This is a genomic window from Streptomyces sp. NPDC087420, from assembly GCF_044744165.1.
In the GTDB taxonomy this organism is placed as follows: domain Bacteria; phylum Actinomycetota; class Actinomycetes; order Streptomycetales; family Streptomycetaceae; genus Streptomyces.
Genome location: NZ_JBIUXU010000010.1, coordinates 330,677 through 356,387, shown reverse-complemented (window position 1 = coordinate 356,387; position 25,711 = coordinate 330,677). Strand labels below are relative to the sequence as shown.

20 protein-coding genes and 1 pseudogene are annotated in these 25,711 nt (G+C 68.8%); 13 read left to right on the top strand and 8 right to left on the bottom strand.

The window, feature by feature from the left end; translation table 11 throughout:
- Nucleotides 1-50 precede the first annotated feature (50 nt).
- From ACIO1C_RS22920 to ACIO1C_RS22900, 5 genes are all read right to left on the bottom strand, one after another.
- Nucleotides 51-722 carry a FadR/GntR family transcriptional regulator gene (locus tag ACIO1C_RS22920; protein WP_401866322.1) on the bottom strand — a complete coding sequence of 224 codons (672 nt, stop codon included), beginning with the start codon at nucleotides 720-722 and terminating at the stop codon, nucleotides 51-53.
- 126 nt (nucleotides 723-848) lie between these two features.
- Complete coding sequence (locus tag ACIO1C_RS22915) at nucleotides 849-2,462, bottom strand: FAD-dependent oxidoreductase (RefSeq protein ID WP_401866320.1); 1,614 nt, start codon at nucleotides 2,460-2,462, stop codon at nucleotides 849-851.
- A 71-nt stretch (nucleotides 2,463-2,533) separates the two neighbouring features.
- Nucleotides 2,534-4,081, bottom strand: a complete 1,548-nt coding sequence (glpK, locus tag ACIO1C_RS22910; protein WP_401866319.1) for a glycerol kinase GlpK — start codon at nucleotides 4,079-4,081, stop codon at nucleotides 2,534-2,536.
- 43 nt (nucleotides 4,082-4,124) lie between these two features.
- Nucleotides 4,125-4,916 carry an MIP/aquaporin family protein gene (locus ACIO1C_RS22905; RefSeq protein ID WP_401866317.1) on the bottom strand — a complete coding sequence of 264 codons (792 nt, stop codon included), beginning with the start codon at nucleotides 4,914-4,916 and terminating at the stop codon, nucleotides 4,125-4,127.
- A gap of 224 nt (nucleotides 4,917-5,140) precedes the next feature.
- Complete coding sequence (locus ACIO1C_RS22900) at nucleotides 5,141-5,905, bottom strand: IclR family transcriptional regulator (RefSeq protein ID WP_327237385.1); 765 nt, start codon at nucleotides 5,903-5,905, stop codon at nucleotides 5,141-5,143.
- Between the two features lie 231 nt (nucleotides 5,906-6,136).
- Between ACIO1C_RS22900 and metH the strand changes: the two genes are divergently transcribed.
- The 4 genes from metH (at nucleotide 6,137) to ACIO1C_RS22880 (ending at nucleotide 14,304) form a co-directional block, all read left to right on the top strand.
- Nucleotides 6,137-9,646 (top strand): methionine synthase, encoded by a 3,510-nt coding sequence (metH, locus tag ACIO1C_RS22895; RefSeq protein ID WP_401866315.1) that lies wholly within the window; start codon nucleotides 6,137-6,139, stop codon nucleotides 9,644-9,646.
- Nucleotides 9,647-9,842: 196 nt separating this feature from the next.
- A complete protein-coding gene (locus ACIO1C_RS22890; RefSeq protein ID WP_401866313.1) occupies nucleotides 9,843-10,544 on the top strand; it encodes an HAD family hydrolase in 702 nt (233 codons plus the stop codon).
- A gap of 499 nt (nucleotides 10,545-11,043) precedes the next feature.
- Nucleotides 11,044-12,651, top strand: coding sequence for an ABC transporter substrate-binding protein (locus tag ACIO1C_RS22885; protein ID WP_401866311.1), 1,608 nt, complete (start codon nucleotides 11,044-11,046; stop codon nucleotides 12,649-12,651).
- A gap of 60 nt (nucleotides 12,652-12,711) precedes the next feature.
- Nucleotides 12,712-14,304 carry an ABC transporter substrate-binding protein gene (locus tag ACIO1C_RS22880; protein ID WP_401866309.1) on the top strand — a complete coding sequence of 531 codons (1,593 nt, stop codon included), beginning with the start codon at nucleotides 12,712-12,714 and terminating at the stop codon, nucleotides 14,302-14,304.
- A gap of 93 nt (nucleotides 14,305-14,397) precedes the next feature.
- On the opposite strand, the gene ACIO1C_RS22875 is transcribed toward ACIO1C_RS22880, so the two are convergent.
- Nucleotides 14,398-15,069, bottom strand: a complete 672-nt coding sequence (locus ACIO1C_RS22875; protein ID WP_327237390.1) for a response regulator transcription factor — start codon at nucleotides 15,067-15,069, stop codon at nucleotides 14,398-14,400.
- Nucleotides 15,070-15,234: 165 nt separating this feature from the next.
- Complete coding sequence (locus ACIO1C_RS22870) at nucleotides 15,235-16,146, bottom strand: RecB family exonuclease (protein WP_401866307.1); 912 nt, start codon at nucleotides 16,144-16,146, stop codon at nucleotides 15,235-15,237.
- A 74-nt stretch (nucleotides 16,147-16,220) separates the two neighbouring features.
- Here ACIO1C_RS22870 and ACIO1C_RS22865 point away from each other — a divergent pair, with 74 nt between their 5' ends.
- The 3 genes from ACIO1C_RS22865 to ACIO1C_RS22855 all read left to right on the top strand — a co-directional run bounded on the left by ACIO1C_RS22865 (nucleotide 16,221) and on the right by ACIO1C_RS22855 (nucleotide 19,191).
- Complete coding sequence (locus tag ACIO1C_RS22865) at nucleotides 16,221-17,468, top strand: site-2 protease family protein (RefSeq protein ID WP_401866305.1); 1,248 nt, start codon at nucleotides 16,221-16,223, stop codon at nucleotides 17,466-17,468.
- A 48-nt stretch (nucleotides 17,469-17,516) separates the two neighbouring features.
- Nucleotides 17,517-18,422, top strand: a complete 906-nt coding sequence (locus ACIO1C_RS22860; protein WP_327237393.1) for a tRNA (adenine-N1)-methyltransferase — start codon at nucleotides 17,517-17,519, stop codon at nucleotides 18,420-18,422.
- Between the two features lie 187 nt (nucleotides 18,423-18,609).
- The gene (locus tag ACIO1C_RS22855; RefSeq protein WP_401866303.1) at nucleotides 18,610-19,191 is read left to right on the top strand and encodes a hypothetical protein; all 582 of its coding nucleotides are present in this window, start codon (nucleotides 18,610-18,612) and stop codon (nucleotides 19,189-19,191) included.
- A gap of 53 nt (nucleotides 19,192-19,244) precedes the next feature.
- On the opposite strand, the gene ACIO1C_RS22850 is transcribed toward ACIO1C_RS22855, so the two are convergent.
- Nucleotides 19,245-19,565, bottom strand: a complete 321-nt coding sequence (locus ACIO1C_RS22850; protein WP_401866301.1) for a ferredoxin — start codon at nucleotides 19,563-19,565, stop codon at nucleotides 19,245-19,247.
- 262 nt (nucleotides 19,566-19,827) lie between these two features.
- Between ACIO1C_RS22850 and arc the strand changes: the two genes are divergently transcribed.
- The 6 genes and pseudogenes from arc (at nucleotide 19,828) to prcA (ending at nucleotide 25,692) form a co-directional block, all read left to right on the top strand.
- On the top strand, nucleotides 19,828-21,594 hold the full coding sequence (gene arc / locus ACIO1C_RS22845) for a proteasome ATPase (RefSeq protein ID WP_401866299.1): 1,767 nt from the start codon (nucleotides 19,828-19,830) through the stop codon (nucleotides 21,592-21,594).
- A 264-nt stretch (nucleotides 21,595-21,858) separates the two neighbouring features.
- The gene (gene dop / locus ACIO1C_RS22840; protein ID WP_401866297.1) at nucleotides 21,859-23,370 is read left to right on the top strand and encodes a depupylase/deamidase Dop; all 1,512 of its coding nucleotides are present in this window, start codon (nucleotides 21,859-21,861) and stop codon (nucleotides 23,368-23,370) included.
- Between the two features lie 136 nt (nucleotides 23,371-23,506).
- A complete protein-coding gene (locus ACIO1C_RS22835) occupies nucleotides 23,507-23,725 on the top strand; it encodes a ubiquitin-like protein Pup (protein ID WP_401866295.1) in 219 nt (72 codons plus the stop codon).
- A gap of 109 nt (nucleotides 23,726-23,834) precedes the next feature.
- Nucleotides 23,835-24,032, top strand: a pseudogene (locus tag ACIO1C_RS22830) (endonuclease VII domain-containing protein); the annotation flags it as partial.
- Nucleotides 23,984-24,829, top strand: a complete 846-nt coding sequence (gene prcB, locus ACIO1C_RS22825) for a proteasome subunit beta (RefSeq protein WP_401866293.1) — start codon at nucleotides 23,984-23,986, stop codon at nucleotides 24,827-24,829. The pseudogene ACIO1C_RS22830 and the gene prcB, both read left to right, overlap by 49 nt.
- 53 nt (nucleotides 24,830-24,882) lie before the next feature.
- Entirely contained in the window at nucleotides 24,883-25,692 is an 810-nt protein-coding gene (gene prcA / locus ACIO1C_RS22820; RefSeq protein ID WP_401866291.1) for a proteasome subunit alpha, read from the top strand.
- Nucleotides 25,693-25,711 lie beyond the last annotated feature (19 nt).

Sequence of the window (25,711 nt, the reverse complement as noted above, 5' to 3'; positions counted from 1 at the left end):
CACACGGCCTGTCCGGCGCCCGTTCCGCGTTCCCCCGGAGGATCAGGGCATCACAGTGTCGACCGCAGCCACATCTCCACACTCGCCACGTGTACGGTCGCCCACGAGCGCGCCGCCTCCGCGTCCCGGTCCCGCAGCGCCGCCAGGATCGCCCGGTGCTCGTGCAGGGTGCGGCTGACGGCGTCCTCCTGGGTCAGCCCCCTCCAGACCCGGGCCCGGGTGGTCGGCCCCGAGAGCCCGTCCAGCAGCGAGCAGAGCACGGAGTTGCCCGAGAACTGCACGATGCGCCGGTGGAACTCCAGGTCCGACGCGACCAGCTCCTCCACCGAGGGATCCGCTCCCAGCGCGTCCAACCGGGCGTCCATCGCGTCCAGTTCCGCGTCGGTGATCCGCACGCACGCCATGGCGGTGGCGGCCGGCTCCAGGATGCGCCGTACCGCGAGGAACTCCAGCACGGTGTCGTCGCGGTGGAAGTCCACCACAAAGCTCAGCGCTTCCAGCAATAGCTGGGGATCGAGGCTGGTGACGTACGTGCCGTCGCCCTGCCGTACGTCGAGAATGCGGATGAGCGACAGCGCGCGGACCGCCTCCCGCAGGGAGTTGCGGGACAGGCCCAGCTCGGCGGCGAGTTCGCTCTCCTTGGGGAGGCGATCGCCCGGGCGCAGCGCACCCGAGACGATCATTCCCTTGATCTTCTCGATGGCCTCGTCGGTGACAGCCATGGGCGACCTCCATACATCCGATGTATCGACTCCCATTATGCGCCGGGAAACACCGGAGAGGGGCGCTCCGTGGAAGGAGCGCCCCTCGATACGTGCCCGCGGTCCGTCGTGGACGTGTGCCCGCCGTCAGTTCCGCTCGGCGAGGATCGCCTCGACGCGCGCCCGGATCTCGTCCGTGGCCAGTCCGCGGATCGTCAGGGTCGTACGCCGCCGCAGGACGTCGTCCGCCGTCTCGGCCCACTCGTGGTCACGGGCGTAGACGACCTGCGCCCAGATCTCCGGGGCGTCCGGGTGGATCCGCTCGCCCAACTCCGTGTGCTCGTTGGCGAGACGGACGATGTCGAACGCCAGCGTGCCGTAGTGGGTGGCCAGATGGTGGGCGGTGTCGGGCGCCATCGACGGGCCCGTGCCGCCCCCGTCGATCATCAGCCGGTGCGCCACCGCGTGCGGGTTGGCGAGCCCCGGCAGCGGGGGCTTCTTCGGCAGGTCCGAGATCGGCTCCATGTTGTCGCTGAGCGGGTGCCCCGGCAGCTCCGCCAGCTTGTTGACCACCATGCGGCCGATGTGCCGGAAGGTCGTCCACTTGCCGCCCGCCACCGACAGCATGCCGCCGCTGCCCTCGGTCACGACCGTCTCGCGCTTGGCCTTGGAGGTGTCGCCGGGGCCGCCGGGCAGCACCCGCAGACCCGCGTACGAGTATGTGATCAGGTCCCGGGACAGCTGCTGGTCCCGTACGGACAGCGACGCCTCGTCGAGGATCTGGTGGATGTCCTTCTCGTTGACGGCGACGTCGGCGGGGTCGCCCACGTACTCCTCGTCCGTCGTCCCGAGCACCAGCATGTCCTCCCAGGGGAGGGCGAAGGTGATGCGGTACTTGTCGATGGGGGTGGCGAGCGCCGCGTTCCACGGGGCGGTGCGCCGCAGGACCAGATGCGCGCCCTTGGAGAGGCGGATCGACGGCTCCGAGGCCGCGTCCTCCATGGTCCGCAGCCGGTCCACCCACGGTCCCGTGGCGTTCAGCACCAGCCGGGCGTTCACCCCGAACTCGCTGCCGTCCAAAGCGTCCTTGAGGTCCGCGCCGGTCACCCGGCCGCCGGTGAAGCGCAGTCCGGTGACCTCGGCGTGGTTGAGCACGGTGGCGCCCGAGTCGACGGCCGCGCGGACCGTCATGAGCGCCATCCGCGCGTCGTTCATCTGGTCGTCGCCGTACACGGCCACGGCCTTGAGGTTGTCCGTACGCAACTCGGGCACGGCGCGCCGCGCCTTGGCCGGGCTGATCACATGGCCCACGCCGTCACCGAACGCGGAGAGCGCGGAGTACGCGAAGACGCCCGCGCCCAGCTTGGTGGCGCCGTGCGGTCCGCCCTTGTAGACGGGCAGGTAGAAGGTGAGCGGGTTGGCCAGGTGCGGTGCCACCTGGCGGGACACCGCACGCCGCTCGAAGTGGTTCTCCGCGACCAGCTTCACCGCGCCGGTCTGGAGATAGCGCAGTCCGCCGTGGAGCAGCTTGGAGGAGGCGGACGAGGTGGCGCCGGCGAAGTCGCCGCCGTCCACCAGAGCCACCCGCAGCCCCGACTGGGAGGCGTGCCAGGCGGTGGAGATGCCCAGGATGCCGCCGCCGATCACCAGGAGGTCGTACGTCGCCGTGGAAAGCTGCTCCCGGGTCTGGGCGCGGCTCGGCAGGGATCCGCCGGCCGGGTGCGTCCCCAGTGCGGGGGCGCTCTGGAGGGTGGTGCTCATCGTTGACTCCTCGTCAGCTCGTCCGGGCTCGGCGGCCGGTGTGCGTCGTGGTCAGCCGTGCTCAGCTGTCCTCAGCTGTCTTCTTCTTCGAGCCAGCCCATGGTCCTGTCGACCGCCTTGAGCCAGCTCTTGTACTCACGCTCGCGGGTGTCCGCGTCCATCTGGGGCGTCCACTCGGCGGCCCTGCGCCAGTTGGCCTTGAGGGCGTCGGTGTCCGGCCAGAAGCCGACGGCGAGCCCGGCGGCGTAGGCGGCGCCGAGCGCGGTCGTCTCGGCGACCATCGGGCGCACCACGGGTGCGTCGAGGACGTCGGCGAGCGTCTGCATCAGCAGGTTGTTGGCGGTCATGCCGCCGTCGACCTTGAGGGTCGTCAGCTCGACGCCCGAGTCCTTCGTCATGGCGTCGCTGATCTCACGGGTCTGCCAGGCGGTCGCCTCCAGCACCGCGCGGGCGATGTGGGCCTTGGTGACGTAGCCGGTCAGACCGGCGATGACACCGCGGGCGTCGGCGCGCCAGTGCGGGGCGAAGAGCCCGGAGAAGGCGGGGACGAAGTACACCCCGCCGTTGTCCTCCACGGAGGAGGCCAGGGTCTCGATCTCGGGCGCCGACTTGATGAGGCCCATCTGGTCGCGCATCCACTGCACCAGCGAACCGGTGACGGCGATCGCGCCTTCCAGGGCGTACACGGCCGGCTGGTCGCCGATGCGGTAGCCGACGGTCGTCAGCAGGCCGGAGTACGAGTTGATGGGCTTGTGGGCCGTGTTCATCAGCATGAACGTGCCCGTGCCGTACGTGGACTTGGCCTCGCCCTCCTCGAAGCAGGTCTGGCCGAACAGCGCCGCCTGCTGGTCGCCGAGCGCCGAGGCGACCGGGATGCCGTCGAGGGCGCCGCCCTTGGCGTTCCCGTACACCTCCGCGGAGGAGCGGATCTCCGGCAGCATCTCGATGGGCACGCCGATGGAGGTACAGAGCTTGGGGTCCCACTGGAGGGTGGTGAGGCTCATCAGCATCGTCCGGGAGGCGTTGGTGACGTCCGTGACGTGCACGCCGCCGTCGACCCCGCCGGTCAGGTTCCAGATCACCCAGGAGTCCATGGTGCCGAAGAGGATGTCGCCGCGTTCGGCGCGCTCGCGCAGGCCCTCGACGTTGTCGAGCAGCCAGCGGGCCTTCGGCCCCGCGAAGTAGGTCGCCAGCGGCAGGCCGGTCTCGCGGCGGAAGCGGTCCTGGCCGACGTTGCGGCCGAGTTCGCGGACGAGCGCGCCGGTACGGGTGTCCTGCCAGACGATCGCGTTGTGCACGGGCTCACCGGTGTTCTTGTCCCAGAGCATGGTGGTCTCGCGCTGGTTGGTGATGCCGATCGCCAAGACGTCCTTCTTGGTGATGCCCGCCTTCTGGATGGCGTTCGCCACGACTTCCTGGACGTTGGTCCAGATCTCGGTGGCGTTGTGCTCCACCCAGCCGGGCTTGGGGAAGATCTGTTCGTGCTCCTTCTGGTCGACGGCGACGATGCGCCCGTCGACGTCGAAGACGATGCAGCGGCTGGACGTGGTGCCCTGGTCGATGGCGGCGATGAACGGGCCGGTGCCGTGGGAGGAAGTCCCGGTGGTTGCGTCACTCACGGTATCGCTCCTGCTCTGTGCGAAGGGATGAAGAGGCTCAGGCTCAGGCGAGGACCCAGTTGTAGAAACCACCGGCCGCGGCGCCGCCGATCAGCGGTGCCACCACCGGTATCCAGGCGTAGCTCCAGTCGGAGCCGCCCTTGTTGGGCAGCGGCAGGAGCGCGTGGACGATACGGGGGCCCAGGTCGCGGGCCGGGTTGATCGCGTACCCCGTGGGGCCGCCGAGCGACAGGCCGATGCCCACCACGACCAGCGCGGTGACCAGCACGCCGATGGTGCCGAGGCCGTTGCCCGAGTTGTTGAGTCCCTGGGTGAGGATCGCGATGACCAGGACGAACGTGGCGATGATCTCGGTCAGCACGTTCTGGAGGACGTTCCTGACCTCGGGTCCGGTGGAGAAGATCCCGAGGACGGGACCGGCGTGGGGGGCCGTCTTCTGGTCGACCAGCCCCTCTGTCGCGGGCTGGGCCGCGAGGATCTCCGGGTCGGTGAGGTGGGCCGTGAACTGACCCATGTAGGTGACCCAGACCAGGAACGCGCCGATGATCGCCCCCAGCAGCTGGGAGCCGATGTAGAGCGGTACGTCGCTCCACTTCGTACCGCCCTCGATCGCCAGACCGAGGGTGAGCGCCGGATTGAGCTGTGCGCCGGAGATGCCCGCGGACAGGTAGGCGCCGGTCAGTACGGCGAAGCCCCAGCCGAAGCTGATGGCGAGCCAGCCCGCGTCCCGGGCCTTCGAGCGCTTGAGTACCACGGCGGCGACAACGCCTCCGCCGAGCAGGATCAAAATGGCGGTACCTGTGGTCTCGCCTATGAAGATGTCAAAGTTGGACACCCGAGACTCCTTTGTCCAGGGGGAGGCGGGCCTCCGGCACACGCCAGGGGCCCGCGCCCTCACACGAGAGCGTTGCCGGCCACTGGCGCTGTCCCACACTAACTCGCATTACCGGTAAGTGTTCGACAATGCCGACCGCTGAACGGCAGTTTTCTCCTGTGTCCAACACGCAGTCAAGGGTCCGGGAACCGAAACCTCGTACTACTCATGATCCGCCATACCGCTCAAAAGCGCCCGGCGCCGATGTCCCTGGAGACCGAACGGGCGCACTCGCGCACCGCCGCCACCAGCTCGGGACGTACCTCTCCGTCCTTGCAGATACGTTCGACCGCACCGGTGATCGCTATGGCCCCGACCGGCATCTTCCTGCGGTCGTGGATGGGCGCGGCCACCGCCGCGACGCCCTCCCAGGTCTCCTCGACGTCCACCGCCCACCCCCGCGCGCGGGTCAGATCGAGGATCTCCTCGAACTCCGCCGCACCGGTGACGGTCCGGGGCGTGAGCGCCGTACGCTCCCCCTCCATGACCTCGTGATGGGCCACCGGGTCGTACGCCGACAGCACCTTGCCGAGCGCCGTCGAGTGCAGCGGCTGCATGGCCCCCACCTCCAGGACCTGCCTGCTGTCGTCCGGCCGGAAGACGTGGTGGACGATCAGCACACCCTGCTGGTGGACCACCCCCAGGTGGACGCTCTCCCCGCTGGACCGCGCCAGGTCGTCCGTCCAGACCAGCGCCCGGGAGCGCAGCTCGTGCACGTCCAGATAGCTGTTCCCCAGCCGCAGCAGCTCCGCCCCCAGCTGGTAGCGGCCCGAGGCCGGCTCCTGCTCGACGAAGCCCTCCGCCTGGAGGGTGCGCAGGATGCCGTGCGCCGTGCCCTTCGCGAGACCGAGGGAGGCGGCGATGTCCGAGAGGCCGAGCCGCCGCTCGCCGCCCGCCAGCAGGCGCAGCATGGCCGCCGCCCGTTCCAGCGACTGGATGTTCTTCGCCATCGGCCGGACCTCCGTACGCGCGCTTTTCGTTACACACAGTTCGACAATGCTGAACACTATCGGCCGATGCCGACCTTATGTCAGCGCGGACACGACACGCCGACACAGGCCCACCGCCCGTCCGGCGGCCGGAATGGCACCCCGTTCCCGCACCCGCCCGGCTACGCTGGCCGGGTGCGCCGTCTCCAGACGCCGCAAAGCCGACAGCCGTCGCAACCCGGGAGTACCTTCATGGCCTCGTCGCCAGCACCCTCCACCGACAGCAAGAGCCGGATCGACGCCCTCCGTGAGGCACTCGCCACGCGCGTGGTGGTCGCCGACGGCGCGATGGGCACGATGCTCCAGGCACAGGACCCCACCATGGAGGACTTCGAGCAGCTGGAAGGCTGCAACGAGATCCTCAACGTGACCCGCCCGGACATCGTCCGGCACGTCCACGAAGAGTATTTCGCCGTCGGGGTCGACTGCGTCGAGACCAACACCTTCGGTACGAACTACGCCGCCCTCGCCGAGTACGACATCGCCGACCGCGTCTTCGAGCTCGCCGAGGCGGGCGCCAGGATCGCCCGCGAGGTCGCCGACGAGTTCACCACCAGCACCGGACAGCAGCGCTGGGTCCTCGGCTCCATGGGCCCCGGCACCAAGCTGCCGACCCTCGGCCACGCCCCCTACCTCACCCTGCGCGACGCCTACCAGCAGAACGCGGAAGGCATGATCGCCGGCGGCGCGGACGCCCTCCTGGTGGAGACCACCCAGGACCTGCTCCAGACCAAGGCCGCCGTCCTCGGCGCCCGCCGCGCCCTGACGGCCACCGGCGCGAACCTCCCGATCATCTGCTCGGTGACGGTCGAGACGACCGGCACGATGCTCCTCGGCTCCGAGATCGGCGCGGCCCTCACCGCCCTGGAGCCCCTCGGCATCGACATGATCGGCCTCAACTGCGCCACCGGGCCGGCCGAGATGAGCGAGCACCTGCGCTACCTCGCCCGGCACTCCCGTATCCCGCTCTCCTGCATGCCCAACGCCGGCCTCCCCGTCCTCGGCAAGAACGGCGCGCACTACCCGCTCTCCGCCACCGAACTGGCCGACGCGCAGGAGACCTTCGTCCGCGAGTACGGCATCTCCCTCGTCGGCGGCTGCTGCGGTACGACCCCCGAGCACCTGCGCCAGGTCGTGGAGCGCGTCCGCGACGCGGTGCCCACGGTCCGCGACCCCCGGCCCGAGCCGGGCGCGGCGTCCCTCTACCAGACCGTGCCGTTCCGCCAGGACGCCGCGTTCCTCGCCATCGGCGAGCGGACGAACGCCAACGGGTCGAAGAAGTTCCGCGAGGCCATGCTGGAAGGCCGCTGGGACGACTGCGTCGAGATGGCTCGCGACCAGATCCGCGAAGGCGCCCACCTGCTGGACCTCTGCGTCGACTACGTCGGCCGCGACGGCGCCGCCGACATGGCCGAACTGGCCGGCCGCTTCGCTACCGCCTCCACCCTCCCGATCGTCCTCGACTCCACCGAACTCCCCGTCCTGCGGGCGGGCCTGGAGAAGCTCGGCGGACGCGCGGTCATCAACTCCGTGAACTACGAGGACGGCGACGGCCCCGAGTCCCGCTTCCACAAGGTCACCGAACTCGCCGTCGAGCACGGCGCCGCGCTCATCGCGCTGACCATCGACGAGGAGGGCCAGGCCCGTACCCCCGAGCACAAGGTCGCCATCGCCGAGCGGCTCATCGGCGACCTCACCGGGAACTGGGGCGTCCACGAGTCCGACATCCTCATCGACACCCTGACCTTCACCATCTGCACCGGCCAGGAGGAGTCCCGCAAGGACGGCATCGCCACCATCGACGCCATCCGCGAACTCAAGCGCCGCCACCCCGACGTCCAGACCACCCTCGGCCTGTCCAACATCTCCTTCGGCCTCAACCCGGCCGCCCGCGTCGTCCTCAACTCCGTCTTCCTCGACGAGTGCGTCAAGGCCGGCCTGGACTCGGCGATCGTGCACGCCTCGAAGATCCTGCCGATCGCCCGCCTGGAGGAGGAGCAGGTCAAGGTCGCCCTCGACCTGATCTACGACCGGCGCGAGGAAGGGTACGACCCGCTCCAGAAGCTCATGGCGCTCTTCGAGGGCGTCAACATGAAGTCGATGAAGGACGGCCGCGCCGAGGAGCTGCTGGCCCTCCCGCTGAACGAGCGGCTGGAGCGCCGCATCATCGACGGCGAGAAGAACGGCCTGGAGGCCGACCTCGCCGAGGCCCTCACCGAACGGCCCGCCCTGGAGATCGTCAACGCCACCCTGCTGAACGGCATGAAGGTCGTCGGCGAACTCTTCGGCTCCGGCCAGATGCAGCTCCCGTTCGTCCTCCAGTCCGCCGAGGTCATGAAGACCGCGGTCGCGTACCTGGAACCGCACATGGAGAAGAGCGATGCCGACGGCAAGGGCACCATCGTCCTCGCCACCGTCCGCGGCGACGTCCACGACATCGGCAAGAACCTCGTCGACATCATTCTCTCCAACAACGGCTACAACGTGGTCAACCTCGGCATCAAGCAGCCCGTCTCCGCGATCCTGGAAGCCGCCGAGGAACACCGCGCGGACGTCATCGGCATGTCGGGGCTGCTGGTGAAGTCGACCGTGATCATGAAGGAGAACCTCCAGGAGCTCAACCAGCGCCGGATGGCCGCCGACTACCCGGTCATCCTCGGCGGAGCCGCCCTCACCCGCGCCTACGTCGAACAGGACCTCCACGAGATCTACGAGGGCGAAGTCCGCTACGCCCGCGACGCGTTCGAGGGCCTGCGCCTGATGGACGCCCTCATCGCCGTCAAGCGCGGCGTCCCCGGCGCCACCCTCCCCGAGCTCAAGCAGCGCCGCGTCAAGGCCACCACCAACACCGTCGTGGAGGAACGCCCCGAGGAGGGCGCCGCCCGCTCGGACGTCGCCACCGACAACCCCCTGCCCACCCCGCCGTTCTGGGGCACCCGCGTCGTCAAGGGCATCCAGCTCAAGGAGTACGCCTCCTGGCTGGACGAGGGCGCGCTCTTCAAGGGCCAGTGGGGTCTCAAGGAAGCCCGCAAGGGCGGACCCACGTACGAGGAACTCGTCGAGACCGAGGGCCGGCCCCACCTGCGCGGCTGGCTCGACCAGCTGCACACCGGCGGCATGCTCGAAGCGGCCGTCGTCTACGGCTACTTCCCCTGCGTCTCCAAGGGCGACGACCTCATCCTCCTCGGCGAGGACGGCTCGGAGCGCACCCGCTTCACCTTCCCCCGCCAGCGCCGCGGCCGCCGCCTCTGCCTGGCGGACTTCTTCCGCCCCGAGGAGTCCGGCGAGACGGACGTCGTCGGCCTCCAGGTCGTCACCGTCGGCAGCAGGATCGGCGAGACCACCGCCGAACTCTTCGAGAAGAACGCCTACCGCGACTACCTCGAACTGCACGGCCTCTCCGTCCAGCTCGCCGAGGCCCTCGCCGAGTACTGGCACGCCCGGGTCCGCTCCGAACTGGGCTTCGCCGGGGAGGACCCGGCCGAGGTGGAGGACATGTTCGCGCTCAAGTACCGGGGCGCCCGCTTCTCCCTGGGGTACGGGGCCTGCCCCGACCTGGAGGACCGGGCGAAGATCGCCGAGCTGCTCCGGCCCGAGCGCATCGGAGTCCAGCTGTCCGAGGAGTTCCAGCTCCACCCCGAGCAGTCCACGGACGCGATCATCATCCACCACCCCGAGGCGAAGTACTTCAACGCCCGCTGACCCGCCCGCACACCCGCTCCGGCGCGCCGATTCGGCGGGGGCCGGGCCACCAGGACACGGACCTGCCGTGTCCGGCGCGCACGGAGATCGGCAGGGCCGTACACTTATCGGTCCAGCGCAGGCCGGTCGCCTGTCCCGGGGGGATTCCCCGCGGAACAGGCGACCGGCCTTCCCGTCCCTCACGGAGGTGTGCCGGATGACCAGTACGGTCCCCGCATCGTTGACCCGAACGGCCGAAGGCTCCGCCCTTCAGGCCGTCCTTCTCGACATGGACGGCACCCTGGTCGACACCGAGGGGTTCTGGTGGGACGCCGAGGTGGAGGTCTTCAAGGACCTCGGCCACGCCCTCGACGAGTCCTGGCGCCACGTGGTCGTCGGCGGCCCCATGACCCGCAGCGCGGCCTTCCTCATCGAGGCCACCGGCGCCGCCGTCACCCTGGCCGAGCTGACCGTACTGCTCAACGACAAGTTCGAGGACAGGATCGGCCTCGGCGTCCCGATGATGCCCGGCGCGGCGAGACTCCTGGCCGAACTGGCCGCCCACGACGTCCCCACCGCCCTGGTCTCCGCCTCCCACCGGCGCATCATCGACCGGGTCCTGCTCTCCCTCGGACCCCAGTACTTCGCCCTCACCGTCGCCGGCGACGAGGTGCCCCGTACCAAACCGCACCCCGACCCCTACCTGATCGCCGCCCGCGGCCTGGGCGCCGACCCGGCGCGCTGCGCCGTCATCGAGGACACGGCCACCGGCGTGGCCTCGGCAGAGGCGGCCGGCTGCAAGGTGGTCGCGGTGCCCTCCGTCGCCCCGATCGCGCCCTCCGAGGGCCGCTCGGTCGTCGCCTCCCTCGAAGAGATCGACCTCGTCTTCCTGCGCGGTCTGATGACACGCCGCGACTGAGTCCCACTCCGCGTGGTTATTGGATACAATCGGAAACTCATCGCATCGGGCCGTGTATTTTCCGTGACCCGGATGGAGCCGCCGTGACCTCGGCTCACGGTTCAAGCAGTGAGCTTTATCACGCTCCCGCGGGCCGCTGGGGGCTGGCGCACCGGCGACATGCCTGATGGGCGGCGGCTTCGATGGGCCCTTGTGTCCCGATTGGTCAAGGCGTGTACGAAACCTGCCGGACGCGGTACATCAACTCGCCGCTATGGCCGGTCACTTTGTGATGACGGGCCACTTCGGCCCCGGTCCGGGCCTCCCGGCGCCTCGGACTAATCTCGTCGCGAGTACTTCGCCGCACCAGCAGCATGTCCCGGCGGCCGTCAAGTCGCCGCGACGACAGGACCGATCGCCCTGTATCCCGGCCCGATCGCACTGCCCCGAACGGGTGGCGGCGGCGGAGTCTCCCATTTGCACCGCTGTATCCCAGTGCCGGATGAGGAGTACGTCCAGGATGAACCGCAAGACTTTGGTGCTGTCGGCCGTGGTCGGCCTGCTCGCGCCCGTGCTCGCCGGTTGTGGCGGCTCGGACGGCGGCTCAGGCGGCGGTGATGCCATTGTCGTGGGCACCACGGACCCGTTCGTGGCGACCAAGGAAGCCCCGGCCCCCGTCGACCCGGCGTACACCTACGACACCAACACCTGGAACCTTCTCAAGCAGACGATCCAGACGCTGCTCTACATCCCGCGCGGCGGCGGCGAGCCCCTGCCGGACGCCGCCAGCCAGTGCGGCTTCACCGACACCGGCAGCGAGAGCTACCGCTGCACCCTGCGCTCGGGCCTCACGTTCTCCAACGGCGACCCGATCACCGCCGAGGACGTCAAGTACTCCATCGAGCGCGTCAGCAACATCAACGACCCCAACGGGGCCGTCGGCCTGCTGGCCAACATCGACAAGATCGAGACCAGCGGCGACAACGGGGTGATCTTCCACCTCAAGACGGCGGACGCCACGTTCCCGTACAAGCTCTCGACCCCCATCGCCGGCATCATCGACCCCAAGGTCTACGCGCCGAAGAAGCTCCTCGAAGGCTTCAAGATCGAGGGCTCCGGGCCGTACACCTTCAAGGCGGAGGTGAAGGACGGCAAGATGCTCAAGGCCGTCTACACCAAGAACCCGCACTACAAGGGCGCGCTGAAGCTCCAGAACAGCAAGGTCGAGGTCCGGTACTTCCCGACCGCCGAAGAGATGGCCGCCGCCCTGAAGAAGGGCGACATCGACGTGATGAACCGTTCGATGACGCCCAAGATGATCCAGGACATGCAGGCGAAGCCCGACGACACCATCAACCTGACCGAGATACCCGGTCAGGAGATCCGCTACCTCGCCTTCAACACCAACGCGCCGGTCGTCAAGGACAAGGCCGTACGCCAGGCCATCGCGTCCGTCGTCAACCGCGGCGACCTCATCAAGAAGGTCTACGGCCCGATGGCCGACCCGCTCTACTCCGTCATCCCGTCCGGCATCACCGGGCACACCAACTCGTTCTTCAACGAGTACGGCGACGGGAACAAGGCGGAAGCGGCGAAGTTCCTGTCCGAGGCGGGCATCGCGACCCCGGTGAAGTTCACGCTCAACTACACCACCGACCACTACGGTGCCGCGACGAAGAACGAATTCGAGACACTTCGGGACCAGCTGAACTCCAGCGGGCTGTTCTCCGTGGATCTCAAGGGCGAACCGTGGGCGACCTTCCTTCCCAAGAAGAACGAAGGCAAGTTCCCGGTCTTCGGCCTCGGGTGGTTCCCCGACTTCCCGGACCCGGACAACTACATCGCACCGTTCCTGGACAAGGACAACATTCTCAGCAGCCCCTACGCCAACAAGAGGGCGATCGACACGCTGATCCCCGAGTCGCGCCGTGAGGCCGACCGCAGCGCCGCGTCGAACACCTTCGCCGAGCTCCAGAACATCGTCTCCACGGACGTACCGATGCTGCCGCTGTGGCAGGGCAAGCAGTACATCGCCGCACGGGACGACATCTTCGGGGTGGAGTGGACGCTCGACTCGGGCGCCAACCTGCACCTCTGGGAACTGGGGCGTGGCACCTCCGGATCCTGATCCCACCGGCCGCGCGGGCGGACCACCCGCGCGGCCGGCAGAAAGCACGAGGCAAGACCTGTGAAGGCACGCAACAGTAAAAAATGGACCAGCGCTCCGCTCGGAGCGGGGCTCGCGATCGCCCTGCTGGGCGGCTGCGGGACCCAGAACGACGGGGGAGCGGCCGACACCGGCAGCGCGATCGTCGTCGGCATGTCGGACGACGTCCTGGCCACCGATCCGGCCTCGGGCTACGACCCCGGATCGTGGCTCCTGTTCAACAACGTCTTCCAGTCACTGCTGAGCTTCCCCAAGGGCGGCTCCGTCCCCCAGCCGGAAGCGGCGCGGGCCTGCGCGTTCGAGAACGGCAGCAGGACCTACCGCTGCACCCTGCGCGACGGCCTCGCCTTCAGCAACGGCGACTCCCTCACCTCCGAGGACGTCAAGTTCTCCTTCGAGCGGGCCATCAGGATCGACGACCCCGCCGGGCCCGCGCCGCTGCTCTCCACGATCGGTTCGATCGCCACCCCGGACGCGCGGACCGTGGTCTTCCACCTCAAAGTCCCCGACGCCACGTTCCCCAGCAAGATCGCCTCCGGCGCCGGCTCGATCGTGGACCACCGCGAATACCCCGCGGACGGCCTCCGCAAGGACGGCAAGGCCGTCGGCTCGGGCCCGTACACCCTCACATCGCTCGACACCTCCAAGGCCGTCTTCGGGGTCAACTCCCGCTACGACGGCACCGCCCAGGTCAAGAACTCGGGCATCACGCTGAGCCTGTTCCACGGGAACCAGAAGAAGCTGGCGGCCGCGCTGGAGAAGGGTGACATCGATGTCGCGTACCGCGGCCTGACCGCCCCCGACATCGCGAAACTCCAGGACTCCACCGCCGCCTCCGACAAGGGCATCGACGTCGTCGAGGGCACCAGCGCCGAGGTCCAGCACCTCGTCTTCAACATGGACGACCCCGTCACGGGACGCCTCGGCGTACGCCAGGCCATCGCCTACCTGGTGGACCGCGACGCCCTCGTCAGCAAGGTCTACCGGTCCACGGCGACCCCGCTCTACTCGATCGTCCCGGCCGGCATCACCGCCCACAACACGGCCTTCTTCGACCTGTACGGAGACGGCCCGCAGCCCGCCAAGGCCGCGCAGGCGCTCCGGTCCGAAGGCATCACCGGCAAGGTGGAACTCACCCTGTGGTCCACCCCGAGCCGCTACGGACCCGCCACCGACCAGGAGTTCCGGGCCATCGCCGGACAGCTCAACGCGAGCGGCCTGTTCGACGCGCGCGTGCGCTCCGTCCCGTTCGACCAGTACGAGAAGGGCATCGCGGCCGGCACGTACGGCGTCTACGTCAAGGGCTGGGTCCCGGACTACCCCGATCCGGACAACTTCACCCAGCCGTTCTTCGGCAAGGACAACGTCCTCCAGAACCACTACGAGAACACCGACATCACCGGCCGGATCATCCCCGCCACCGCCGCCCAGGCCAACCGGGGCGCCACCGAGCGGGACTTCGGCGAACTCCAGGACGACGTGGCCCGCGACCTGCCGATCCTGCCCCTGTGGCAGGGCAAGCAGTACGCGGTCGCCTACGACAACATCTCCGGGCTGGAATGGACGCTCGACGCCTCGACCGTCTTCCGCTTCTGGGAGATCAACAAGGACTGACAGCGCCCCGGCGGCCGTCACCGGCCGCCGGGGCGCTGTCGCGAGCAGGCCGGCGCCCGGCGCGAGCCGGCCGGGGGCCGGGCCAGGGGCCGGCTACTGGGCGCCGGGGCGCACCAGCCCGCTCTCGTACGCGTACACCGCCGCCTGGACCCGGTCGCGCAGCCCCAGCTTCGTCAGCACATGGCCCACATGCGTCTTGACCGTCGTCTCGCTGACGAACAGGTCCGCCGCGATCTCCGCGTTCGACAACCCCCGCGCGACCAGCTTCAACACCTCGACCTCACGGTCCGTCAGCGTGTGCAGGGTGTCCGGCACCGTGTCCTCACCCGACGGCAGATGGTCCGCGTACTTGTCCAGGAGCCGGCGCGTGATGCTCGGCGCGAGCATCGCCTCGCCCGCCGCCACCACCCGGATCGCCTGCACCAGCTCGTTCGCCGGCGCGTCCTTGAGCAGGAAACCGCTCGCCCCCGCGCGCAGCGCCTCCACCACGTACTCGTCGAGGTCGAACGTCGTCAGGACCAGCACCTTCGCCGGACCGTCGCGGCCGGGGCCGGTGATCTGGCGGGTCGCCTCCACCCCGTCCATCCGGGGCATCCGGATGTCCATCAGCACCACGTCGGGCTGGAGCGCGCGCACCTGGTCGATGGCCTGAAGACCGTCCCCGGCCTCACCGACGACCGCGATGTCGCCCTCCGCCTCCAGGATCATCCGGAAGCCGGTGCGCAACAGCGGCTGATCGTCGACCAGTAGGACGCGGACAGTCACGGGATCTCCTTCGATAGACCCGTCCCATTCTGCCCTGACCGCCCCACCCGGCAGTCGCCGGTCGTACTTTCCCCGTCAGGCGCGCTTTCTCCGTCAGACGTGCTGTCCCCGTCAGGCGTACTTTCTCCGTCAGGCGTGCTGTCCCCGTCAGGCGCGCTTTCTCCGTCAGACGACGGACACCGCATCGTCGCCCGCCTGCGGCGCCGGCACACCCGCCGACGGCACGGGCAGCGGATACACCGGAGGCGTACCGCCGAATTCCGGACACACCGCCTGGTGGTCGCACCACCCGCACAGCTTCGTGGGCCGCGGCCGCCAGTCACCCGTCTCCGTCGCCAGCTCGATCGCCTCCCACAGGGCCAGCAGCTTGCGCTCCACCCGCTCCAGGTCCGCCTCCACCGGGTCGTACGTCACCACCTCGCCGCTCCCCAGATAGACCAGCTGGAGACGGCGCGGCACCACCTTCTTCCACCGCCACACCACCAGGGCGTAGAACGTCATCTGGAACAGCGCCCCCTCCGCGTACTCGGGGCGGGGGGCCTTGCCCGTCTTGTAGTCGACGATCCGCACCTCACCGGTCGGCGCCACGTCCACCCGGTCGATCACCCCGCGCAGCCGCAGCCCCGACGCCAGCTCCGTCTCCACGAACAGCTCACGCTCCGCCGGCTCCAGCCGCGTCGGGTCCTCCAGCGAGAACCACCGCTCCACCAGCTGCTCGGCCTCCGCCAGCCAGCCCGCCAGCCGCTCGCCCTCCGGATCCCCCGCGAACAACTCACCCAGCTCGGGGCGCGACTCCAGCAGCCGGTCCCACTGTCCGGGCACCAGCGACCTCGCCCGCGGAGCCGTACGCTCCGCCGCCGGCGCGTCGAAGAGCCGCTCCAGCACGGCATGCACCAGCGTCCCGCGGGTCGCCGCCGCACTGGGCTTCTCGGGCAGTTTGTCGATGACCCGGAAGCGGTACAGCAAAGGACACTGCATGAAGTCGCTCGCACGGGAAGGCGACAGCGAAGTGGGCGGTCGGCTGGTACTCATGACGCAGACCCTACGGCCCGACACTGACAGCGAGCGGAATACCATCGACTACAGAGGGCACGCACTGCATCATCGAACATGATCGTGCGCGTGACCCGCGCCGCCGACGAAGGGAACCCGTGAAAGAGGACGACGAGAGCGGCGAGAGCAGGCGGCCGCAGCCCCGGAAGGGGGACAAGGCCACCGGCGGCAAACCGGCACGGCCCGCGGACCCCGGCGGCGGCATTCTCATGGGCCGCCCCTTCGGCGTGCCCGTCTACGTCGCCCCCAGCTGGTTCCTGGTCGCCGCCCTGATCACCTGGATCTTCGGCGGCCAGCTCGGCCGCGTCCTGCCCGAGCTGGGCGCCGTACGGTACGCGGTCGCCCTCTTCTTCGCGGTCGCCTTCTACGGCTCCGTCCTCGTCCACGAACTGGCCCACACCGTCGCGGCCCTGCGCTTCAAACTCCCCGTACGCCGCATCCAGCTCCAGTTCTTCGGCGGCGTCTCCGAGATCGAGAAGGAATCCGAGACCCCCGGACGCGAATTCATCCTCGCCTTCGTGGGCCCCCTCCTCTCCCTCGTCCTCTCCGGCCTCTTCTACCTCGGCCTCCTCGCCGTCGACGCGGGCACCGTCCCCGGCGTCCTCCTCGCCGGACTGATGATCTCCAACCTGATCGTCGCCGCCTTCAACCTGCTCCCCGGCCTCCCGCTCGACGGCGGCCGCATGCTGCGCGCCGTCGTCTGGAAGATCACCGGCAAGCCCATGAGCGGCACCGTCGCCGCCGCCTGGGTCGGCCGCGCCCTCGCCGTCGCCGTCCTGATCGGCCTCCCGCTGCTCACCCAGACCGGCGCCCTCGGCAACGCGAACCGCGACATCGGAGGCCTGGAGACCGTCACCGACGCCCTCCTCGCCGCCGTGCTCGCCGCGATCATCTGGACCGGCGCCGGCAACAGCCTGCGCATGGCCCGCCTCCGCGAACACCTCCCCGAACTCCAGGCGCGCGTCCTCACCCGCCGCGCCGTTCCCGTCGAGGCCGCCACCCCCCTCTCCGAGGCCCTGCGCCGGGCCAACGAAGCGGGAGCCCGCGCCCTCGTCGTCGTGGACGGCCACGGCGACCCCACCGGAGTCGTCCGCGAGACCGCCATCGTCGGCGTCCCCCAGCACCGCCGCCCCTGGGTCGCCGTCAGCGGCCTCGCCCAGGACCTCAACGACGGCATGAAGGTCCCCGCCGACCTCGCCGGCGAAGCACTCCTGGACCGCCTCAGGGCCAGCCCCGCCACCGAATACCTCGTCGTCGAGGAGACGGGCGAGATCTACGGCGTCCTCTCCACCGCCGACGTGGAACGCGCGTTCGTCGCGGCCATGGCCCGCCCCGAACCGCACTAGGCCGTCCGGCGGGAAGAGGCACCGGATAAACCAGCTAGGCTGAACAACATGTCCGAACCGACCGGTGCCGCCCGCCGACGCGGGCCCTTCAAGGTCGGGGACCAGGTCCAGCTCACCGATCCCAAGGGACGCCACTACACCTTCACGCTCGAAGCCGGGAAGAATTTCCACACCCACAAAGGGTCCTTCCCGCACGACGAGCTGATCGGTGCTCCCGAGGGCAGCGTGGTCCGAACCACGGGAAACGTCGCCTACCTCGCGCTGCGCCCCCTGCTCCCCGACTATGTCCTGTCCATGCCCCGCGGCGCCGCCGTGGTCTACCCGAAGGACGCCGGCCAGATCCTGGCCTTCGCCGACATCTTCCCCGGCGCGCGAGTCGTCGAGGCCGGTGTGGGCTCCGGCTCACTCAGCGCGTTCCTGCTGCGGGTCATCGGCGACCAGGGCATGCTCCACTCCTACGAGCGCCGCGAGGACTTCGCCGAGATCGCCCAGCAGAACGTGGAACGCTACTTCGGCGAACCCCACCCCGCCTGGCAGCTGACCGTCGGAGACCTCCAGGACAACCTGTCGGACACGGACGTCGACCGGGTCATCCTCGACATGCTCGCCCCCTGGGAGTGCATCGAGACCGTCTCCAAGGCCCTCGTCCCCGGCGGCATCCTCTGCGCCTACGTCGCCACCACCACCCAGCTCGCCCGCACGGTCGAGACCATCAGGGAATTCGGCACGTTCAACGAACCGGCCGCGTGGGAATCCATGGTCCGCAACTGGCACGTCGAGGGCCTCGCCGTCCGCCCCGACCACCGGATGATCGGCCACACCGGCTTCCTCATCACCGCCCGCCGGCTCGCCGACGGCGTCGAACCGCCCCTGCGCCGCCGCCGCCCCGCCAAGGGCGCGTACGGCGACGACTACGACGGCCCCGGCAGCGCCAGCGGCGGCGCCCCGCGCTGACCCGCGCCGGAGGCCCGTACCAGCCCGTCCAACACGGCCACACCGCCGCCCAGTTCTCCCGGCATGTACGGGAACTGGGCGGCGGTTTCTTTATGTTGACGATACGGACCCCGCTGTTCCGCGCCCCTGTGACGTGTGGCACGATGCTGTCTCCCCACCGGTACCGCCCCCACAGGAGACCCTCCGCGTGCAGCTCTCCGACGTCCCGGACCTCGCGCACACCAGGCCCCGGCCGATGCACTGGCTCGCCACGGCGACCGCGATGGCCGGCGTGGTGGCGGTCGCCGGACTGCTCCAGCCCGGACCCGCGACGGCCTCCCAGGACAGCTCGGCACCCACGGCCACCGGCGCCTCCCTGCCCGCCCCCGACCCGGCCGGCGTGACCTTCCCGCTGGAGTGCGCGGGCGCCGGCACCGTCGTCACGGAAAAGGCCTCCGGGGACCTCGACGGGGACGGCAGCCCCGAGACCGTCGCCGCCGTCCGCTGCGTGGCGGGGTCCGGCACCCCGCCCAGCGGCCTCTACGTCCTCACCAGGGCCGGGAAGGACACCACCCGGTCACGGATCGTGGCCACCCTCCTGGACCCCAAGGAGAAGCAGAGCCTCAGCCCCGGCCTCGCCGTCCGTGACGGCGCCGTCACGGCGACCCTCCTCGGCTACTCGGGCCCCGACGTACCCCGCTGCTGCCCGGACGAGAAACAACAGATCACCTGGGAGTGGAAGAACGGCGCCTTCGTACGCGGCACAGGACCGGGATCGCAGAGCATATGACCCGCCACTCCCGGTGACCTCTCACCCCGCGTGACCGTACGGCCCCGTCCGCGTCACTCCGCGTCAGGGCCGTACACCTCTACCCTGTCCGAAACGCGCCGTACGTGAATGCAGTCGCCGGGGCACTCCTTCGCGGAGTCCACGACGTCACGCAACAGCGTCAGCGGTACCGGAGTGGTCGCTCCCGGTGACTGGAGCAGCTCGTCCCCGCCACTCTTCACATACGCCAGCCCGTCGATGTCGAGCTCGAAGACCTCCGGGGCGTACTGGACACAGATCCCGTCCCCGGTGCAGAGGTCCTGGTCGATCCAGACCTCCAGAGGCTCGCGGACCTCGGTGGCGTCTTCGGTGGAGGCCTCCTGCTGCACGATCATCTCTCCTGCCGTTTCCTGCGCCGGGTGGTGCAATATGGAGTAAGTCGCGCCAGCCCTGACGGGTGTTGAACACTCCGACGATACAACCGGCTGCTTTCCGATGGCTCCGGGTGGGTATTGCACTGGCGTGAGGGAGCGTGAGGGAGAGCGCAAGAGTGAAGATCGGACACACCCGGCAGTCTTTGTGATCTAGGGGTTTCAATCACCACCCACGCAGGTAGGGTCAGGAAGCGTCCAGCTCCCCTTGGAGGAGGTGAGGACCGTGGCAGCCCACGACGACGACATCAACCGCGGTAACCGGCCGGGGCGGGGGTCAGAAGACCCAGCCGGCCAGGTTGCCTATCTCGAGCAGGAAATCGCCGTCCTGCGACGAAAGCTCGCCGACTCTCCGCGGCACACGAGGATTCTCGAAGAGCGGATCGTCGAGTTGCAGACGAACCTGGCGGGTGTGTCCGCGCAGAACGAGCGGCTCGCCAATACGCTGCGTGAGGCCCGCGACCAGATCGTGGCCCTCAAGGAAGAGGTCGACCGGCTCGCACAGCCGCCGGCCGGCTTCGGCGTCTTCCTGCAGGCGAACGAGGACGGAACGGCCGACATCTTCACCGGGGGCCGCAAGCTCCGGGTGAACGTCAGCCCCAGCGTCGAGCTCGAAGAGCTCAGACGCGGCCAGGAACTCATGCTCAACGAGGCCCTCAACGTGGTCGAGGCCATGGCCTACGAGAGCGCCGGGGACATCGTCACCCTCAAGGAGATCCTGGAGGACGGCGAGCGCGCCCTGGTGGTCGGTCACACCGACGAGGAACGGGTGGTACGGCTCGCCGAGCCGCTGCTCGACATCAACATCCGCCCCGGCGACGCCCTGCTCCTCGAACCCCGCTCCGGATACGTCTACGAAGTCATCCCCAAGAGCGAGGTCGAGGAACTCGTCCTCGAAGAGGTCCCCGACGTCGACTACGACAAGATCGGCGGCCTCGGCGGCCAGATCGAAATGATCCGCGACGCCGTCGAGCTCCCGTACCTCCACCCGGACCTCTTCAAGGAACACGAACTGCGGCCGCCGAAGGGCATCCTGCTCTACGGCCCGCCCGGCTGCGGCAAGACCCTCATCGCCAAGGCAGTCGCCAACTCCCTTGCCAAGAAGGTCGCCGAAGTCACCGGCCAGCCCGCGGGGAAGAGCTACTTCCTCAACATCAAGGGCCCCGAACTCCTCAACAAATACGTCGGCGAGACCGAGCGGCACATCCGCCTGGTCTTCCAGCGCGCCCGCGAGAAGGCCAGCGAGGGCACCCCCGTCATCGTCTTCTTCGACGAGATGGAATCCCTCTTCCGCACCCGCGGATCCGGCGTCAGCTCGGACGTGGAGAACACCATCGTCCCCCAGCTGCTCGCCGAGATCGACGGAGTGGAAGGCCTGGAGAACGTCATCGTCATCGGCGCCTCCAACCGGGAAGACATGATCGACCCCGCGATCCTGCGGCCCGGACGCCTCGATGTGAAGATCAAGATCGAGCGCCCGGACGCGGAGGCCGCGAAGGACATCTTCGCCAAGTACCTCAAGTCCTCGCTGCCCCTCCACGCGGACGATCTCTCCGAGCACCACAATTCCCGCGACGACGCGGTGCACGGCATGATCCAGACCGTGGTCGAACGGATGTACACCGAGTCCGAGGAGAACCGCTTCCTCGAAGTCACGTACGCCAACGGAGACAAGGAAGTCCTCTATTTCAAGGACTTCAACTCCGGCGCCATGATCCAGAACATCGTCGACCGGTCGAAGAAGATGGCCATCAAGGACTTCCTCGACCACAACCAGAAGGGCCTCCGCGTCTCCCACCTCCTCCAGGCCTGCGTGGACGAGTTCAAGGAGAACGAGGACCTGCCCAACACCACCAACCCCGACGACTGGGCCAGGATCTCCGGAAAGAAGGGCGAGCGGATCGTATTCATCCGCACACTCGTCACCGGAAAACAGGGCGCGGACACCGGACGCTCCATCGACACGGTCGCGAACACCGGTCAATACCTGTAGAAGCGCGGACCGGCTGCGGATGTCCGCAAGGGCATCCGCAGCCGGTTGCTTTCCGCCACCGGTTTCCGCCACCAGTTCCCACCGCACCATCCACCACACCAGGCCAATGACGGAAATGATCTCCCCACCAGCGCTCAGGCGTTCTAGGCTCAGTGATACCGCCGAGTCGCGCAGTGCGGGGACGGGCACCGCACGCGCACCGGAGCACCAGCGGTACTTGAGCGCCGCTCCCGGACGGGAGCGACGCCGGGCAAGGAGGGCCGCATGACCGTACGGCGAGTAATGGGCATCGAAACGGAATACGGCATTTCCGTCCCGGGCCACCCGAACGCCAATGCCATGCTCACCTCGTCCCAGATCGTCAACGCCTACGCGGCGGCGATGCACCGGGCGCGCCGCGCCCGCTGGGACTTCGAGGAGGAGAACCCGCTGCGGGACGCCCGGGGCTTCGACCTCGCACGGGAGACGGCCGACTCCAGCCAGCTCACCGACGAGGACATCGGCCTGGCGAACGTGATCCTCACCAACGGAGCACGGCTCTACGTCGACCACGCCCACCCCGAATACAGCTCCCCGGAGATCACCAACCCCCGCGACGCCGTCCTCTGGGACAAGGCCGGCGAGCGCATCATGGCCGAGGCCGCCGAACGGGCCGCGCAGCTTCCGGGCGCCCAGCCCATCCACCTCTACAAGAACAACACCGACAACAAGGGCGCGTCCTACGGCACGCACGAGAACTACCTGATGAAGCGGGAGACCCCCTTCTCGGACATCGTGCGCCACCTGACGCCCTTCTTCGTCTCCCGGCAGGTCGTCACCGGGGCCGGCCGCGTCGGCATCGGCCAGGACGGCCACGAACACGGCTTCCAGATCAGCCAGCGCGCCGACTACTTCGAGGTCGAGGTCGGGCTGGAGACCACACTCAAGCGGCCCATCATCAACACCCGCGACGAACCGCACTCGGACGCCGAGAAATACCGCAGGCTCCACGTGATCATCGGCGACGCGAACCTCTCGGAAATCTCCACCTACCTCAAGCTCGGCACGACCTCGCTCGTCCTGTCGATGATCGAGGACGGTTTCATCAACGTCGACCTGGCCGTCGACCAGCCGGTCCGCACGCTGCACCAGGTCTCGCACGACCCGGGCCTGGGCCGGCTGATCACGCTGCGCAGCGGGCGGACACTCACCGCCGTACAGCTCCAGATGGAGTACTTCGAGCTGGCCAGGAAGTACACCGAGGAGCGGTACGGCGCCGACGCCGACGAGCAGACCAAGGACATCCTGGTCCGCTGGGAGGACACGCTCAACCGGCTGGAGAACGACCCGATGAGCCTGTCGGGGGAACTCGACTGGATCACCAAGCGCGAGATCCTGGAGGGCTACCGCCGCCGGGACAGCCTGGACTGGGACGCGGCGCGGCTGCACCTCGTGGACCTCCAGTACGCGGACGTACGCCCCGAGAAGGGGCTCTACAACCGCCTGGTGGCTCGCGGCAAGATGTCCAGGCTCCTGGACGAACCGGACGTCGAGCGCGCCAGGACCAAGCCTCCCGAGGACACCAGGGCCTACTTCCGCGGCCGGTGCCTGGAGCAGTACGCGGACGACGTGGCGGCCGCCTCCTGGGATTCGGTCATCTTCGACCTCCCCGGCCGTGACTCACTGCAACGGGTGCCGACACTGGAACCGTTGCGCGGTACACGTAACCACGTCAAGGAGCTTTTGGACCGCTGCCGTACGGCGGAAGAGCTGGTCCGAGTGCTGTCCGGCGGCTGAAAAGGCCCCCGGAAGGGAATCATGCGGGTGGCCCCCGGACGTTGTAGCAACTGCGGGGCCGATGTCGGACCCGGCTTGTAGGGTCTGATCAAGAAGGTCACATCGAGCGGGGCGAACCGAGCGGGGTGTGAGGGATATGGCGACCAAGGACACAGACGGCGGACAGCAGAAGGCGACGCGTTCCACGGAGGAGGTCGAGGAGCAGACGCAGGACGCGGCTGCGACCGAGGACCTCAAGGAACGACAGGAGAAGCTGTCGGACGACGTGGACTCCGTTCTTGACGAGATTGACGATGTACTCGAAGAGAACGCAGAGGACTTCGTGCGGTCCTTCGTTCAAAAGGGCGGACAGTAGTCACGGATGTGAACGAGGGTGAAGGGGTGCTCCCGATGTGGGGAGCACCTACCTCGTGGGGCCTTCGGGCCGCGTCGCGGCGGTGGTAGTGACGGCCCGTCCGATCGGCAAAGCCGCTCCGGCAGTTCATGTGGATCACTGTCACGAGACGGGTAGGGTCCGTGGCGTACTGTGCTTCAACTGCAATTCGGCCATCGGTAAGTTGGGAGACGATCCCGACACCTTGCGTCGCGCCATCGCTTATCTGGAGGGAAACGCGTGGAAGCCAACACTCGTAGCACCGGGCGTCTACCAGCTGCCTTCCTGACGCCCGGGTCGTCCTCGTTCATGGATTTCCTGGCCGCGCAGTCGCCGGACATGCTGCCGGGCAAGCGGTCGCTGCCGCCTCTCCAGGGTGCGATCGAGGCGCCGCACGGCACGACGATCGTCGCGGTGACGTTCCCCGGTGGTGTGGTGCTGGCCGGTGACCGGCGGGCGACCATGGGGAACATGATCGCCCAGCGCGACATCGAAAAGGTCTTCCCGGCCGACGAGTACTCGGCCGTGGGTATCGCGGGCACGGCGGGTCTCGCCGTGGAGATGGTGAAGCTCTTCCAGCTGGAGCTGGAGCACTTCGAGAAGGTCGAAGGAGCCACGCTCTCCCTGGAGGGCAAGGCCAACCGGCTCTCCACGATGATCCGCAGCAATCTGGCGATGGCCATGCAGGGCCTGGCCGTCGTCCCGCTTTTCGCCGGCTACGACGTGGACCGCGGCAAGGGCCGCATCTTCTCGTACGACGTGACGGGCGGCCGCTCCGAGGAGACGGGTTACGCGTCCACCGGGTCCGGTTCCATCTTCGCCCGGGGGGCGATGAAGAAGCTCTACCACGACGAGCTGACGGAGCAGCAGGCCACGACGCTGGTGATCCAGGCGCTGTACGACGCGGCGGACGACGACTCGGCGACGGGCGGCCCGGACGTGGCCCGCCGGATCTATCCGATCGTCACGGTGATCACGGAGGACGGTTTCCGGAGGCTGAACGACACGGATTCCGCCGAGATCGCCCGCTCGATCCTGGAGCGACGCCTGCAACAGCCCGACGGTCCGCGCGCCGCGCTGCTCTGACCGCCACCCCTCTTCTGAACACCATGCCACTGACAGAAAGGGACGGATAGCCGGTGTCGACGCCGTTCTATGTCTCACCCCAGCAGGCGATGGCCGACCGGGCGGAATACGCCAGGAAGGGCATTGCCCGCGGTCGCAGTCTGGTTGTGCTCCAGTACGCCGACGGCATCGTCTTCGTCGGCGAGAACCCGTCCCGGGCGCTGCATAAGTTCAGCGAGATCTACGACCGGATCGGCTTCGCGGCCGCCGGCAAGTACAACGAGTACGAGAATCTGCGGATCGGCGGTGTGCGCTACGCGGATCTGCGCGGATACACCTACGACCGCGACGACGTGACGGCCCGTGGCCTCGCCAACGTGTACGCGCAGACGCTGGGCACGATCTTCTCCAGTGCCGGTGAGAAGCCGTACGAGGTGGAGCTGGTGGTGGCCGAGGTGGGGTCCACGCCGGACGGTGACCAGATCTACCGGCTGCCGCACGACGGCTCGATCGTGGACGAGCACGGCTCGGTCGCGGTGGGCGGGAACGCGGAGCAGATCAGTACGTTCCTGGATCAGCAGCACCGTGAGGGCATGTCGCTCGCGGAGGCGCTGAAGCTGGCGGTGCAGGCGCTGTCGCGGGACACCAATGGTGGTGAGCGGGAGATTCCGGCCGAGCGGCTGGAGGTGGCGGTCCTGGACCGTGAGCGTCCGCAGGCGCGGAAGTTCAAGCGGGTGGTGGGTCGTCAGCTGGCCCGTCTCCTGGAGGCGGACGGTGCGGCGTCGACCCCGACGGACGCCCCGTCGGACACGGAGGACGCGAGCGATTCCGACTCCGACTCCGGCTCCGGTTCGGGTGGGACGTCGGGGGACTCCGACAAGTAGGTGACGTAGGGCGGGGCGC

What these genes read in the sequence shown, in the direction of transcription:
- ACIO1C_RS22915 (WP_401866320.1), bottom strand. Translation starts at nt 2,462, where the DNA reads ATGAGCACCACCCTCCAGAGCGCCCCCGCACTGGGGACGCACCCGGCC.
- ACIO1C_RS22890 (WP_401866313.1), top strand. Translation starts at nt 9,843, where the DNA reads ATGACCAGTACGGTCCCCGCATCGTTGACCCGAACGGCCGAAGGCTCC.
- metH (WP_401866315.1), top strand. Translation starts at nt 6,137, where the DNA reads ATGGCCTCGTCGCCAGCACCCTCCACCGACAGCAAGAGCCGGATCGAC.
- ACIO1C_RS22870 (WP_401866307.1), bottom strand. Translation starts at nt 16,146, where the DNA reads ATGGTATTCCGCTCGCTGTCAGTGTCGGGCCGTAGGGTCTGCGTCATG.
- dop (WP_401866297.1), top strand. Translation starts at nt 21,859, where the DNA reads ATGACCGTACGGCGAGTAATGGGCATCGAAACGGAATACGGCATTTCC.
- ACIO1C_RS22920 (WP_401866322.1), bottom strand. Translation starts at nt 722, where the DNA reads ATGGCTGTCACCGACGAGGCCATCGAGAAGATCAAGGGAATGATCGTC.
- ACIO1C_RS22835 (WP_401866295.1), top strand. Translation starts at nt 23,507, where the DNA reads ATGGCGACCAAGGACACAGACGGCGGACAGCAGAAGGCGACGCGTTCC.
- ACIO1C_RS22900 (WP_327237385.1), bottom strand. Translation starts at nt 5,905, where the DNA reads ATGGCGAAGAACATCCAGTCGCTGGAACGGGCGGCGGCCATGCTGCGC.
- ACIO1C_RS22850 (WP_401866301.1), bottom strand. Translation starts at nt 19,565, where the DNA reads ATGATCGTGCAGCAGGAGGCCTCCACCGAAGACGCCACCGAGGTCCGC.
- ACIO1C_RS22885 (WP_401866311.1), top strand. Translation starts at nt 11,044, where the DNA reads ATGAACCGCAAGACTTTGGTGCTGTCGGCCGTGGTCGGCCTGCTCGCG.
- ACIO1C_RS22860 (WP_327237393.1), top strand. Translation starts at nt 17,517, where the DNA reads ATGTCCGAACCGACCGGTGCCGCCCGCCGACGCGGGCCCTTCAAGGTC.